The organism is Paenibacillus taiwanensis DSM 18679 (genome assembly GCF_000425125.1).
In the GTDB taxonomy this organism is placed as follows: Bacteria; Bacillota; Bacilli; order Paenibacillales; family Paenibacillaceae; genus Paenibacillus_B; species Paenibacillus_B taiwanensis.
Genome location: NZ_AULE01000023.1, coordinates 450766 through 466126, shown reverse-complemented (window position 1 = coordinate 466126; position 15361 = coordinate 450766). Strand labels below are relative to the sequence as shown.

At 39.8% G+C, this 15361-nt stretch carries 14 protein-coding genes; all 14 read right to left on the bottom strand.

Annotated features, from left to right (window positions below):
* Window positions 1-314: 314 nt before the first annotated feature.
* Window positions 315-2177 (bottom strand): glycosyltransferase, encoded by a 1863-nt coding sequence (locus tag H509_RS0104205; RefSeq protein ID WP_028543969.1) that lies wholly within the window; start codon window positions 2175-2177, stop codon window positions 315-317.
* Window positions 2178-2203: 26 nt separating this feature from the next.
* Complete coding sequence (locus H509_RS0104200; protein WP_028543968.1) at window positions 2204-3295, bottom strand: glycosyltransferase family 2 protein; 1092 nt, start codon at window positions 3293-3295, stop codon at window positions 2204-2206.
* Window positions 3296-3362: 67 nt separating this feature from the next.
* Window positions 3363-7334, bottom strand: coding sequence for an IPT/TIG domain-containing protein (locus tag H509_RS0104195; RefSeq protein ID WP_028543967.1), 3972 nt, complete (start codon window positions 7332-7334; stop codon window positions 3363-3365).
* A gap of 15 nt (window positions 7335-7349) precedes the next feature.
* Window positions 7350-7688, bottom strand: a complete 339-nt coding sequence (locus H509_RS0104190; protein WP_028543966.1) for a hypothetical protein — start codon at window positions 7686-7688, stop codon at window positions 7350-7352.
* A 1-nt stretch (window position 7689) separates the two neighbouring features.
* A complete protein-coding gene (fliS, locus tag H509_RS0104185; protein WP_028543965.1) occupies window positions 7690-8070 on the bottom strand; it encodes a flagellar export chaperone FliS in 381 nt (126 codons plus the stop codon).
* Window positions 8071-8109: 39 nt separating this feature from the next.
* Window positions 8110-9585: a flagellar filament capping protein FliD gene (fliD, locus tag H509_RS0104180; RefSeq protein WP_028543964.1), complete on the bottom strand. Its 1476-nt coding sequence runs from the start codon at window positions 9583-9585 to the stop codon at window positions 8110-8112.
* Window positions 9586-9601: 16 nt separating this feature from the next.
* On the bottom strand, window positions 9602-9940 hold the full coding sequence (locus H509_RS26635) for a flagellar protein FlaG (RefSeq protein WP_051286800.1): 339 nt from the start codon (window positions 9938-9940) through the stop codon (window positions 9602-9604).
* Between the two features lie 93 nt (window positions 9941-10033).
* Window positions 10034-10864 (bottom strand): flagellin N-terminal helical domain-containing protein, encoded by an 831-nt coding sequence (locus H509_RS0104170; protein ID WP_028543963.1) that lies wholly within the window; start codon window positions 10862-10864, stop codon window positions 10034-10036.
* Window positions 10865-11031: 167 nt separating this feature from the next.
* Window positions 11032-11271, bottom strand: a complete 240-nt coding sequence (gene csrA / locus H509_RS0104165; protein WP_028543962.1) for a carbon storage regulator CsrA — start codon at window positions 11269-11271, stop codon at window positions 11032-11034.
* Window positions 11271-11702 (bottom strand): flagellar assembly protein FliW, encoded by a 432-nt coding sequence (gene fliW / locus H509_RS0104160; RefSeq protein ID WP_036696050.1) that lies wholly within the window; start codon window positions 11700-11702, stop codon window positions 11271-11273. The genes csrA and fliW overlap by 1 nt, the downstream gene beginning before the upstream one ends.
* Before the next feature lie 63 nt (window positions 11703-11765).
* Window positions 11766-12338, bottom strand: a complete 573-nt coding sequence (locus H509_RS0104155) for a DUF6470 family protein (RefSeq protein ID WP_028543960.1) — start codon at window positions 12336-12338, stop codon at window positions 11766-11768.
* 14 nt (window positions 12339-12352) lie between these two features.
* Complete coding sequence (gene flgL, locus H509_RS0104150) at window positions 12353-13243, bottom strand: flagellar hook-associated protein FlgL (protein WP_028543959.1); 891 nt, start codon at window positions 13241-13243, stop codon at window positions 12353-12355.
* 14 nt (window positions 13244-13257) lie between these two features.
* Window positions 13258-14826: a flagellar hook-associated protein FlgK gene (flgK, locus tag H509_RS0104145; protein ID WP_028543958.1), complete on the bottom strand. Its 1569-nt coding sequence runs from the start codon at window positions 14824-14826 to the stop codon at window positions 13258-13260.
* A 30-nt stretch (window positions 14827-14856) separates the two neighbouring features.
* Window positions 14857-15354: a flagellar protein FlgN gene (locus tag H509_RS0104140; RefSeq protein ID WP_028543957.1), complete on the bottom strand. Its 498-nt coding sequence runs from the start codon at window positions 15352-15354 to the stop codon at window positions 14857-14859.
* Window positions 15355-15361: the final 7 nt, after the last annotated feature.

The following is a 15361-nucleotide window of genomic DNA, read 5'->3' as shown; positions in this document are numbered from 1 at the left end:
AAATCGACTATATCACCGGGTGGAAGCGGTGTCAATGAGATTATTGGAAAATATTTAAATGGGCAATGTAGATCTAAATATCAATTCCATGTGTGCGCGCACTTTGATTTCCATAAGCATAATTAAGCGAATAATACCTCTAGTCACTACTTTTATTAAAATTCACATGGAAATATTTCGCTTTTTTAAATCACAGATATTATATAAGTTTACGGCTGCTCTCAGATATCATTCATCTGTCAGCAGCCATAAACTAAAAACTATATACCCAAAGTATAATAGATACCCTCGTATCGTTCTATTTCTGAAACATACTATAGATTTTTAACCCATTCCGAAGCTGGCTTCATACTCTTAAGTTTCTCTAAATAAGTTGTGGTTTCTAAGCGATTTCCGCTTTTAAGGCTCCCCTCATACAAACGATACCAGATATTAAATGAAGGTTTGATTTCTGAGCATTTTTTGTAGTAATAAATAAACTCTGGATCTTTAATAAATTCCAACGCTCTAGCAGCTGTTTCAAAAATTTTAGCATTCATTATACTTGATTGGCCCTCAACAAGCACATTTAAGACAACATCATAGAACTCAAATTCCGTAAGTTTTTGCCCAAGCAACAGTTTTATCGCCGGGTCTTGAACGTTAGGGCCACCAAAATAATCAATAATATTATATTCCTGCAAATGAAAGAGGTCTTGTAATAAATCTGCAAGGTAAGTGTAGAAAGCGGATGACAAGTTTGTTTCCTTTACTTCCTCACCAGCAATCATCTTCCTTAATATTTTTACCTCTTTAGCATTAAGGTTAATTTGATCGGCTACCTGATCAAAATATAAACCGTTCTGAAGAACAAATGATTGCAACAGCATATCTTTTGTATTTCCAACAGAGTGTTCCAACTCACACTTAGCTGCCTCTTCGTATTTTTTATCCAAAAGAAGAATAAATCGTTGCAAGCTATTAGGTACATTGATTTTAAACTCTTTAATATAAGATAAAAGTAATGGATGTCTAAGCTGATACAGTACCAGCAAGAGCATCTCGAAATCAGCGCTGGTATTAATAGACCATACTTGCTTTAAAATCTCATAAATTTGCTGCCTATCCCCACCTGGATATATGTTCAAAAAAACTTTTAACGTCGGGAAGCTATTATGACTCCCTCTTAATGCTTCAATAGCATGAGTCAGTGCCTCATCTCTGCGGCCCTCTTTAAAATATAATTCTGCTAATTGGGCATGCGCCAGGTAGGTTCCCACACCCTCTTGGGAATTATGATATACTTCCGGTGCTTCACCCAACTGTAGACATTTCTTGTAACAAGATTCCGCATCTCTGTAATACTCCATACAATCATATACAAAACCTTTAAAGTAATGCAAATCTGTATAATCGGAATACAGCGCAATGCTATCGTTGAATACAGCAAGTGCCTCTTCATACCTTTTAAGCTTCATCAAGCATTGTCCTAAATATACAAGGAGCTTTGGAGTAAATGTATAATTGCTACCTGCAGCAAACGACTTCTTGAATGCATCGATTGCAGCCAAAAAATCCTCTTCTATTTTAAGCTGTACCCCAAGATTATATAAGTTAAATGCATTAGGATTTAATTTAGCTTCTTTTTTTATAATTTGCATATTTCTTTTATTTTTATTTTTTTTATCAATTACCGCTTGCTTATATCCATCATGATGAATAAGTGCTTGCAGCGAACCGCGCTTTAGCTGCATATCTTTAATTTCGATATGTTCATGTAAAGCGCCTGTATATTTTAAATCTGCTAAATTACGAAATAATCGAATGGATGAATGTACTTCGTTAAATCCTGACCCCAGATCATTTCTAATTCTTAAAATGTAATAATCACAGTCTAAAGGCTCACATAAAACAGATTTCGTTTCCTGATCCAAATATTCATCTGCATCGAGTTGTAAGATAAACTGCCCTGTGGCAAAAGACAACGCATAGTTACGAGCATCACCAAAATGATTGTTCCAAGTATAATGTTGAGCCTCAATTCCACGCTCTTTCAAAATCTCTAGAGTGCGGTCAGTAGACCCTGTATCTACTACAACAATCTCATCTACAACATTTATAACACTGTCCAAACATCTTCCCAAGGTGACCTCTTCATTTTTAACGATCATACATAACGAAATTTTTGGTGCACACATATGCCAGTCTCCTTTGGTCATGTTGTTTAGCCTGAAGAATGCAATCTTTCCATCGCTGGTTTAAAACCATAATCTAAGCTTCGTTTATAGTAAACAGATGCTTGATCCTTCTGTCCAATAAGTTCGTAGTACACACCCAGATTATATAAAGCCTTAAATGTACCTACACCTTCATGGGTCTCATACTGTGTATTTACAACCTCACCCATAGCTACGCATTTCTCAAACAAAATTGGGACCAAGGCTAACTGAGCCAGATCCAAATTATCTACTATTGCCCGTCCCTTCATAAAGTATAGGTCGGTAAAATCCATATATAAAGCAATACCAGTATCAACCATTGATACAAATTCTTTATATCTCTTCAAGTGAAGTAACGTATGGCATAATGAGTGAATAATGTTAGGCAAACAATAGTGTTCTTGCAACAAAGCGAGTTGATAAGCCTGTTGTAGATAGCGTTCTGCGCTATCGTACTCTTTTTGTATAGTATAGGTTTTACCTAATTGATATAAAATGTATGGATTATCCTCATGTATGGAGGCTTCTCTTCTAAGTAAATTTATGTTTCTATTCACCTTTTGTTTATCCGCAATAACTTCTGGCAGATAGCCATGGTGAATCAATTCAATATTTGATTCTACACTTCTCGGGGTAGAACTCTCTTCATAAAGCTGCTCGTGTATACGTCCCGCGTATTTAAACATACCTGTATTGGGAAACATCCTGGTAATATAACTGATTGAAATACTATTATTTTCTGTATAATTCCTTACTTTCACCCGTGCAGTTAGATTTTTATCACGATGTAAAAGGCTTGCAGTGTCGTAAAGGGCTCCAATTGTGTGCTCATTTAATTCTTCATCAGCATCGATCATGAAAATAATCGGTCTGCTCGCTTGTTTAATAGCAGCATTTCGAGCTGCACTAAAATCATCTTCCCACAGTATTGATGTTATATGGGCACCTAACTCCAAAGCGATCGAAGTGGTGGCATCCGTTGAACCTGTATCCACTACAACAATTTCTTCCACATATGGGAGAAGAGACTGAATACTTTTTTTTATAAAATTCTCTTCATTTTTCACAATCATACAAGCAGAAATTAATGATTTCATGATCCACGTCCTTCTTATAAAAGATACGGCGCCTAGTACACTAGACACCGTATCCATTCCTCGCATATTAGGAGAAAGTATATCCTCCAGCAACGATTCCTTCCTGACCGTCTGGATTAACTACTTTAACATCAACAGGTCCTTTAACAGGTGAAGCCGGAGTTCTAACTTTTAACTGTGTTGGACTCACATACACAGTAATTGCCTTTACTCCTCCAAAGTACACTACTGCACCGCTCACGTAATTAGATCCATTAATGTAGAAAATATGTCCTCCAGATGCCGATCCGCTTGTCGCTGTTAATTCTGCAATGACAGGAGCCGGCTTAGGTGGAACAGGCTTAAAGGTAAATCCATTAGGTAAGGATACCACTTGTCCACTACCAGCAACCAGTTTCAACTCAACACTTTCAGGTTTCGCCCACTTCGGAGTTCTAACTTTTAGTTGAGTACTATCGATAAAGGTTGTTGTTGCAGCTACATCATTAAAGAATGCAATTGTTCCAGCATCAAAGTTCTCACCTTTAATAACAATAACGATAGATTCATTAAACACACTAGAATCAGGTGTTATAGATGCTACTGTTGGTGCTGGTGGAAGCTCATATGTGAAGCCAGCTGTCAATGTAGCAGACTGTCCATCTGGATTAGTTACAGTGACATCCACACTTCCAGGAGTAGGCCACGCCAATGTACGAATACGCAGTTGAGAATCGCTAAGGAATACAGTTGTTACTGATTTCCCACCCATTGATACGACTGCACCATCTACAAACTTAGCACCATTTACGGTGGCCACTTGACCTCCAGCCATCAATCCCTTATCAGGTGATACGGAAGTGACTTCAGGTTTTGGTGGTGGTGGTGGTGTAATGTAAGAGAATGCTTGAGGCAACTCACCCCACTGATCGTCCGGGTTTTTGACTTTTATATCAACTTTCTCTGCTTGCGGCCAGTTCGGCATGCGAACCTTGAGCTGCTCCGTGCTTATAAATACAGTTGTAGCTTCTTTATCTCCTACAAACACTTTCGAAGTATCTTTAAATCCTTTACCATTTACGAAAGTGATTTGACCACCCGCAATCAATCCTTCATTAGGTGTAATGTCAGAAATGGTTGGAGCTGGATCTTTCTCAGGCTCTTTATACGTATAGGCATTGTCAAGTTTCCCTACTTGATCGAACGCATCCGCTACGGAAATACTAACACTTTCAGCTTTTCCCCAAGCAGGAGCCTTATAGCGTAATTCCGTATTTGACACAAATGTGAATGTAACTGCTGTATCGTTAATGAATAACTTAGAAGTACTTAAGAAATTGGTTCCTTTAACTGTCACTACGTTTCCACCCGATATTAAACCATTGTCAGGTGATACTTGATTTACGGTAGGTGCTGGTGGTGCTAGGAACTCATAACCTTGATCAACCACTACAGATTGTCCATCTGGGTTGACAAACTTGACATCCACTTTTCCCGGTTTAGCCGTAGCTGGAACCCTAACTCTGATTTGTTTATCACTTAAATATGCAGTAACGGTAACTTGTTGCGTTCCCAAATAGAGCTTAAAGCCTTCTTTGAAATTTTCTCCGTTAATATACACTAAGTTTCCACCAGCCACAGGGCCAGAAGCGGGTTCAATACTAACAACCTTAGGTCCTGGAGGTGGTGGTGGTGCAATAAATGTATATGCTTGTTTTAGGGTGCTAGTTTGACCATCAGCACTCAATACCGTCACATCAACAGTTTCTTCTGCTGCCCATTTTGGTGTTTTGATTTTAATAGTATCTGCGGTAACGGACGATACAGTTACATTCGTACTATTAAACATTACCTTTAATCCAGTAGCAAAGTTTTTACCTGTTAGTGTAACCACTTCTGCCCCAAGTGTAGAACCCTTATCAGGTGTAATTGTTAACAACTCTGGAGCAGGTGCTTTCAAATATTTGAAAGCATTTTGCTGAACAGCCTCTTTGCTATCAGGATTTACAACTTTCAAGCTTACTGAGCTGTCAGTAGTCCAAGCAGGGGTTCTAAAACGAATCGTAGTAGAGTCCACAACTGTTACTACGGAAATTAACTTATCTTCAAAATAAAGCTTCGCGCCATCTTTGAAGTATTTTCCTTTAACGGTGACCAACGTTCCGCCTTCGATTGGACCCTCCACTGGAGTCACAGACTCGATAGCTGGAGCTGGATTCTCATAAGTAAATCCTTTGACTGCTACATACTCAAGCAGGTTGGAGTTTACTACTTTAACATCAACAACCTCTGCAGCCGTCCAAACCGGAGTAACTAGACGAAGCTCAGCTGATGATACATACTCTACAGTCACTTCTTTGTTTTTGAAGAACACTTTTGTTGTCGGCTCGAAATGAGATCCCGTTATTTTAACTTGGTCTCCCCCCAAAGTCGAACCTACAGCTGGGGTAATGGATGCAATCTTAGGACCTTCAATGTACGTATATGCATCTGCCATACTTGTAGTCTTACCATCTGGATTTGTGACACTGACAGCAACTGCACCGCTATTTTTACCTACTGGAGCTGTTACCTTAATTTCTTTAGCTGTGATAGACTTAACAGTCGCAGCATTTTCACCGAACTTAATTACAGCTCCATCCATGAAGTAGTCACCTTTAATAACTACCTCATTTCCTCCTTCAATCGGTCCTTGTGTTGGAGTAACGGATGTAATTACAGGCTGTGCATGGTAAAGATATGATGCTTTAGCTTGTTGTCCATCATCATTTGTTACAACTAATGAAATTTCACCTGGTGCACCTGGAGGTGCTACTACAATCAACTTCTCAGGACTTACATAATTAACAGAGAGTGCGGGCTTATTCCCAAATAGCACGCTAGGCTGAGTCCGGAAGAATTTACCGTTTATCTCAACATTCTCTCCTCCCGCAACATCACCATTATTCTTAATAACGGAAGTAATGACAGGTGCTGGATACGCTACTTTAATGGTAGGTTGTACAACTTCAAATGCTTGTCGAATACCCAAATAATCTTTATAGTTAACCTTAATCGCCTCGTTACCTACAGGCAATTCTCCAACCTTAGACCCTTTAACGTGACGAATCTTGTATTTAAAGGTCAAAACCTCGTTTTTTAATTCCAAAAATTTCCATTCCAACTTGTTTCCATTTAACGTTGGTTGTGGAATGTTGTTCTCGTACGACCCCGGAACTACCTCGAATTCGGGAGCGATAGAATCTGTAACTGTGACATCGTAAGCACTTGCTAATCCAATTTCTTTAACAATTGCCTCATAAATTTCCTTCAGACCATTAGAACCTAATACAAAGTGATGGTGTTGAGCCGTAGTCGCCATTTCTTTAAGTAATAGGTTAGGTGCACTTGAAGTTGGGTTCTCGGTTGGCAAAAGAAGAGCTACAGTATAAAATACAATCCCTTCTTGCTTAGCAAGCTTAGCTTGTTCCACTGCCAACTTACGTGCGTTCTCTTCAGGTTGAGGATGCGTAGCTTGACCATCTGTAAGCAAGATAATAACAGGCTGTGCATCCGGTCGATGGTTTTGCAACAAACCTCTTGCACTTTCTATTGCAGTAGCTGTTGCCGTACCACCAGTTGCACTGATTTGGTTTACATAGTTCGTCAACTCTGTCGCATTCGTGGACATCGGCTTAGAACTGATCGTAGTACTGAAATCAACAATACCAATCTGATGCTTTGAAAAATCTACCGAATTAATAAAGCCTTTAGCAGCAGATTTTGCATTGGATATTTTATCCTCATTATTATTACTTGAAGATGGAGCCATACTTCCTGAACGGTCAATAATTAGTATAATATCATTTGGCTTTACATAATTGACTGGATTAGATCCTTGTACGTTAAGAGTAACCTCAGACTCTTCACCCTCTAGAATACTTTGAGGATTTACAGATTTCGTTACGTTTACGATTTGGCCCGAAGGGACCTCACTTGCTGCCGCTGTTAATGGCAAGTTCAGGACAACAAGCATTGTAATTACCAAGAGATTCAGCCACTTTGGCATGAACTTCCTCATAAGTAAGCCTCCCCATTACTGTTTTTGATCAAAAAAGAAAGCATTCGATGGAGCATTAAATTTCATATAAGGATTTGAAGCTTTCTTTCCCGTCTCTATTTTAATTAGATCTCTGTTTAAATCGTTTTTTTCTACAAGAATGTGATCTACAAGCTGATCGTGAAGCTCTTTGACTATCATAAGCTCAGATCTAGCTGCTTCAGGCAAATTACACTGTGCTAATTTGCTATACAGAGAGTCTAGTTCAGATTCATACTGTTCATAACGTTCAAATTGAAAATCTTGCAATATGACTTGGTATACCTCAACAAGCGAACTTATGATAACAGATGGGTTCTCCTCATGATATGTCACATCAATTCCCACCTGTCTTCAATTGCAGAAGCGCCTGTTTCCATGTTTCTACCATGCCCTTAGCAAATTCCAATACTTCATCAAGTAATTGCTCATCCCTCTTTACAATAAATTGAGCAATATGCTGACTATAGAACATGTACAACTGATATAAATCCTTAGCGATATCATAGTCTGTATTAAGCGTCACTATCAGTTCATTGAGAATAGAACGTACCTTGTGCAAGTTACTGTTCATATCTACATACTGATGTTGAGAATATAACTGCTTGGCTCGAAGCAATGATTTGACCATCTCCTGATAAAGTAATAATGTCAATTCACCAGGGCTAGCTGTCTCAACTTGAACTTTCAAATATTGCTGTTGTCTCGCGTTCTGCATCGTTAACCTCTCTCCATCAGTCACTATTCTTGTAAAATATTATTGCCCTAGCTGTTGTGCTAGCCAAGAACCTTGACTATTTAATTTCTGCATTGCTTTTTCCATAGCAGTAAATTTTTTGTAGTACCGTGTTTCAATATCTTGTAACCTTCTCGACCAACTTTTTTCTTGGTCATTAATGACTTTTAGTTGTTTACCAATCATACTTTCGTCCATCGATTCTAGCGACGTTGCGGAACCCATTTTTTTAGTAACCTTCTTCATAATAGCGTCAACTTCTTCATACAGCCTGTCGCCTATCCCCAATTCAGCTCGACGCTGCTTGATTCCCTCAGGTGTATCAGGTTTTGTCGTTGACGTTTTTAAGAACAATTGTTTCACTTCATCAAATCGATTGTTAATAGCGTCGGTCAGCTTCTTCTCGTCTATCTCCAGCTTACCGTTATTTCTATAATCCGATGATGCTTTAATCCCAATCTGAGATAACATTTTCAAATCGTCTTTACCCACTCCATCGAGTGGAGTACTCATGGCACTGCGTAAAGATTGCAACGCACCGCGGAGCATCGGGTCGCTAAACAAGATGCCTTGTCTTGCCTTATTTTCCCACATCTCGACTTGTTTCTCAGACATAGATGCTTTTTCTTCGTCAGTTAATGGTTTATAATCGCGATTCCGTTTTGTAGTAACTGAGCTGGATATCTTATCAACCATCTCGTTGTATTTGTTGACAAAGTTTTTGATTTTGTCAACCAATCCTGAAGTATCCGACTCTACTCCAATCGAAGTTTGTCCAACATTTTTTAATTGAAGTTGAACCCCGTTTACGTTAATTGAATTGCTTCCCGAAGTGATAACAGGCCCTTGATTTACACTATATTCTGAGTCTGTGCCACTCACCGTAGTAGGATTAAGCTTTAATGCATTCTGTAAATTACTCGGAAGGGACAACTCAATTTTAGAATTTGTACCCGTTTCCTTTGTCATTAACATTAAACGGTTCGAATTGGTATCAAAAGAGGCCTGTACTCCCGTTTTGGAAGATTGAGCATTGATGTTCTTGACAATCGAATCGATTTTTTCGTCCGCTGTCACATTAATATCCACACCATTAATGCGAATCGTACCGGTTTCATTTAATGGTTTAGCAGCGTCAGCAGTTATGGCTGTACCTATTACTGTAGCGCTGGTTGCTACTTTATCCACCTTGACTTGGAAAGAACTTGACAAGCTACTATTACTTATTGAAATACTTGCCACCTTATCATCGGAAGAGGTAGCTGTAGTTTTATTGAATGTTTTTTCAAAACGAATCTCATCAGCTGCCAACCGGAAATTAAGAAATGCTGTATTCGCTGATCGATAATCCTCACGCTGCCAAACAACAGATTGTTTCTGACGATGAAGTTTATCTAAAGGTTGTCGTTCTGCTCTCATCAGATCACTAACTAGCTTATCAATGTCCATATTGGACGACAACCCGCTTAGTCGAATAGGTCCGCCTACACCCGGCATTTATGATCTCCCTCCTCTACATCTTCTCATCAAAAAAAACACCCGTTCGAATACAGATGTTGTACATCATATCCAGCATTTTTTCACTTGGTATCTCTCTAATTACTTCCTCAGTATCATTTCGAACAACCATAACCATGATTGTATTTGTTTTATCATGAATCTTCACTTGAATGTGCGTTTCGTTTTCACTTAAGGCTTTGTTGCATTTCTCCACCAATTCTGATAGAGAGTGCTTTCCAGCATTATAAGTTTGCCCCGTGTTTTTTCCCGCAAATTCCATACTGCACGATGCGATGTCTTGTAATGTTATTGGAGTAGGGAAAATATCGACTGGTCGTTGTTCGATCCTCATACCTACATCCCTCTTTTGTTTAATAGGTGCTGCCTTCACTTTCTATCCTATTAAAAAAGGCCGGCCCGATTTCCGGCCGGCCTTGAGCCTGCATTAACGGAGCAATTGCAGTACTCCTTGAGGTTGTTGGTTAGCTTGCGCCAGCATAGCTGTAGCAGCTTGTTGAAGAATGTTATTCTTCGTGAACTCGGACATTTCTTTAGCCATATCAACATCACGAACACGGGATTCAGCTGCTTGCAAGTTCTCAGCAGTTGTACCCAAGTTGTTGATAGTGTGCTCAAGACGGTTTTGTACCGCACCCAAGTCAGAACGAATACCAGAAACAGTATTGATCGCGCCTTGAATAGCTGTCAAGTTAGATGCAGCTGTAGTATTCAAGTTAGTTGCACTAGCCAATGCTGTTACTGTAGTAGCATCGATGGAAAGAGCAGCGGAATCTGCTTTTTTCAAGGACAAGGAAATTGTTTCACCAGCGTTTGCGCCTACTTGGAATACAACTGTAGAAGCTGCATTCAACAATTTTTTAGTGTTAAATTGTGTTTGCTTAGCGATGTCGTCGATTTGGGAACGAAGTTGAGTAACCTCAGAGTCGATCTTAGCTGCATCTGTAGTTGTCAATACTTCGTTAGCACCTTGAACCATCAATTCAGACATACGTTGAAGCATAGCATGAGTTTCGTTCAATGCGCCTTCAGCTGTTTGGATCAAAGAGATACCATCCAAAGCATTTTTGGAAGCTTGCTCCAAACCACGGATTTGGTTACGCATTTTTTCGGAAATAGCAAGACCAGCAGCATCGTCAGCCGCACGGTTAATACGGTAACCAGAAGACAATTTCTCCAAAGATTTGGATTGTTGGAAGTTGTTTGTAGTCAATTGACGATGAGCATTGTAAGAGCTGATGTTGTGATTAATACGCATGATATAGTTCCTCCCTGGAATCGTGTTATGGTGTTCGCTTCCTTGCTTACACCGTTGGTCTCGTTAGATTCTTCGGCCGACAGAATCGTTACGTTTGACCTACTAATTAATATATCGGTTAGACTCGTCCTAAGTTTATAGCAACTTTCATTTTTTTTGAAATATGTTTATTTTTTTCGCTGTAACAAGGAATTAATCCTATTCAATTGATCTTCGGATATATTAGATTTAGCTGCAATTTCATTCTGCTCTTTTATACTGTTAAATATCTCCTCACGGTAGACTGAGACATTAGAGGGAGCCTCAATTCCAATTCTAACTTGATCCCCATTTACCTCTACAACAGTAAGGACAATATCCTGTCCAATCATTATTTTCTGCCCTTTGGAGCGTGTTAGCACTAGCATTATTGTCCCCCCCCAATTGGATGCTGCAATGGGTATTCAGGGCCGTCTAGAACTACTTGTGCTGCCTGTTTTGTCTCTCTGTTTACAATGATCGGTGCCTTTAAATTAATGGTTGTAAAATTGTCATCCCTAGCAGTTACAATTACACGTACAGCAGCTTGTTCAAGTTGCGAAATTTCAAGTTTCTGTTTCCATTCCTCACTGAGGTCAAAAGAATAGTTCATTTCAAATAAGAACGGGTCAGTAATAATAAATGTTAAATTTTTTTCATCCTTGGATTGAAGTAATTCAATAGCAGAGTCAGAAGCATTTGAAGATAACCACGCATATTGTTTGAATTCTGAAAACCCTAATATACCCTCATCAAAATAGACAATATTAGCATCATCAACTTCAAGATCACCTAGACGTGTAGAACGTATCGCTACCATAAACAATCCCTCCAAAATAAAATAGCTATAAAGAACATAATCCGTTCTATATAGCTACTATTATTAAACCACTGCATCTAATTGTTGACCATTGCTGGAGAAGAAAATATAGTTCTTCTGAACTAAGTACGGATTTACTTTACCTGGATAATAATCAATCTGCGGCTTAGTTCTCTCAAAATCAAATTTAACTCCACCCAAGTTCCATTCCGTAGTTAATACACCAGCTGTATAGGTCACGTCTACATTATCGTAGCTAGGCGGCCCTGCAATTTCAATAGGAAACTCCTGAAACATCTTCTCTCTGGCTATTTCAGCAAAAGCATTCTGCTTAGTATGAAAAGCCATCATTCGATCGCCCTCACTCGAAATATTAGCAATGTTCTGCATGGAAATTTGCAACGAGTCTTGAGCTATTCGGTCGGTAACTTCTTCAAATCTTGCTCGGCCTAATGCAGACCATGCTTTTCTCGAATCGATTTCCAACTGCCCATCACTATGATGCATTTTAACCGAAACATGCTCCTGCGATACTTCCAATTTGGGAATAGGAGTTTGGATGCTAAGTTGTCCCTTATCACTTTCTATGCCTATTTTAGAGAATTGCTGATTAATTTGTATACGGGGTATGTTCATCCAACATCATCACCCTATCTTAAAAAGTCAAGCAAACTCGGACGTGAAATACGTGCAATTGTATCTAACGAAGCTTGGAAAATGCTTTCCGCTGTTTTTAGCTCCGTAATCGTTTTCGGCATATCAATATCTTCCGTCTTGGACTGAAGGTCAATGTAGTTCAAATTTAGATCATCTAATCGACTTGTTGTAAATTCCAATCGATTCTGCTTTGCACCGACCTCAGCCTGGGCCAAGGTTAATTTTTCAAGGATACCTTGAAGTTTGGGAATCGATGCTGCAATATCCGAGGTATTGTCATTTACTAAGCCCTTCCTCATATTGTCTACAATAGCAAAAACGCTATCGGCTCCTTGAGCACCAAACACTTTGTCTCCCAATGTATTAACATCAACATAAATTCCAGCTCCAACCTGATACTGTACAACCCCTGTATCTAAACTGTACGCCTGATTAGCAGGGTCATCCGGATAAGGTTGTTGGTTGATTCGTTGGCCGTTAAAAATATACTTCCCTTTAAACTGCGAATTTCCTAATGAAACCAAATGTTTATACAATTGTTCTGTTTCTCTGGCAATGTTCTCACGGGCATCATCAGGAACCGTATCTGTACCACCTTGAACCGCTAACTCAGAAAGCTTCTGGATGGCTTGCGTAGCCTCATTAATAACAGAGTCCGTAAACTTCATAAATGAATCTGCATCCTGAACATTATCCGCAAACTGTGTAGTCGAGCTGATCTCAGCTCGATAATGAAGCGCACTTGCTACACCCACAGGGTCATCAGAAGGGCGGTTCAAGCGTCGGTTTGTCATAAGCTGCTCCTGATATTTGTCAAGACGCTTATAGTTGGTCTGAAGATTCGTCATCATGGACTTACCCATCATGGATTGTGTAATACGCATTAATTATTTACCCCCTATCTTCCTACGACACCTGTGCCGTTAATGAGCTTATCCAACATTTCATCAATAGTTGTTACGATACGAGCAGATGCACTATATGACTGCTGGAACTTGATCAAGTTCGACATTTCCTCATCCAAAGAAACACTGCTGACCGATTGGCGAAGGTTATCAGCATGGCTAGTCAGCAGCGTACTGTTCTCGAGCATTTTGGTTGCATGGTCCGCATCAGTCCCCAAGTTAGCGACTACAGATTGCAAATAACCGCCAATAGTAGCGGAGTTTGTAATGGAACCCGGCTGCGTAAAGCTGTACACCTTCTCATTTAAGCTTGCTATCAACAACGCCATGTCTCCGTTACCTTGCAGAGCAACTTCCGTTGTTGTGCCATTCGGAAGTGTTTTAGACTCTGTACGCATCGAGGCGCCGATATTTTTAACATCATCTTTAATTACTTGATTAATACGAATGTTTTCTGCGGTAATGGTTCCACTTCCATCAGATGCCACAAAGAAATCGAGACCCGATTGAGCAGGCTCCTGTAAGTTATAACCAAGCTTATGTAAGCCATTTAGACCATTCACAGTATACTTGGTGTCATTCAGCAGCTTGCGCGAATTGGCAGGGTCAACTACAGCGTTAGGAATCGACACGCCTGGCGGAAGTATGGTTCCGGCTGGAAGAGTCACTTCAACCGGTCCGTTCGCAATCGTATTAGCGATGACATTTAATTGTTGACGATAGTTGGCAACATGAACATCACGCGAATCGATATACCCTTTAATTTCGCCATTTGTCAGAGCACCAACATCACCAAGTGTAATGTTAGTGGAATCCATATTATCGACAACCATCGTACCGCCAAATGTGACTTGATAATCTGTATCCGTTTCGAAAACCTGCACATTACCTAGGCCGGACAATTGATCCACTAGCAAATCGCGCTTATCACGAAGGTCATTGGCATTGTCGCCAAGCCCTTCAATACGCTTTATCATTTGCGTTAATTCCGATATTTGTCCTACATAATTATTTCCCTCAGAAATCTTAACATTGATACGTTCTGTCAAGTTGCTGTCCAACACTTTAAGCTGGCTGGAGATATGGCCAAACGTCTCCGTCAAAGCAATCGCCTTCTGCTGTACGACAGTACGAGAGGATAGGTCAGAATTGCCTGGATTCTTACTTAAAAGCTGCCATGAGTTCCAGAACTCAGATATACTTGTTGCTAAGCTGTTCTCTGACGGCTCGTTAAAGATCCCTTCAATATTACCGAGTGTTTCTTGTTGTACTTTCCAAGTAGATTGAACGGTATTCTGATTACGATATTCAATATCCATCAAATAATCACGAATACGCGTAATACTCTCAACCTCAACCCCCATCCCCATCTGGTTCGGAAGTTTGGAATTGTTGTGGATTCCTGGATAATCAATCGGACGAGCCGCAACAAGTCTGGCTACTTGTCTCGAATAACCTGGTGTATTTGCGTTTGTAATGTTGTGTCCTGTAGTCGCAATAGAAAGCTGTTGAGCTACAATTCCTCGCTTGCCTATTTCCAAAGTATGAAATGTAGAACGCATCAGGCTCGTTCCTCTCTGTTATAAACTTGGTTAAGCTCTAGTGTCGAACATACTTCTTGAAGATTTGTTATGCCCGAGACTAGGATGCTGATAAATTGATTCGTCTTCCGGTCGGCTGGTTAGCAAGTTCAAAGAATAATCAACAAAATTAAGCGATTGCTCCAGCAAATCTTGAATGTTCCGGTTCTGAACTTTTAGAGCTTCTAATACTTTCGTCAATCGAAGCTGAGCTTCATGTAGTTCAGCGCGTTCCTCATGATTAAACACAAGTCTGGACAGTTCGGTAACCGTGAGCTGAAGCGTGGAGCGAATACCCTTTTCTTTTAAAAATAACTGGGCAGCTTGATTCCGTTCTTCATCAGCCTCGTTCACTAGCTTAATAATCCGAGATTCTTTATTCGTCAGGGCAGCCAAGGCATCAACCTCGTTGCGAATAAGAACCCCTTTCTTCTCTTCTGCTATTTCTAGTAACTGTTCATGAAGGGCACTTAACTGATCCAACGCTGCAATAACACGTGTAATACTCATTCTCGCT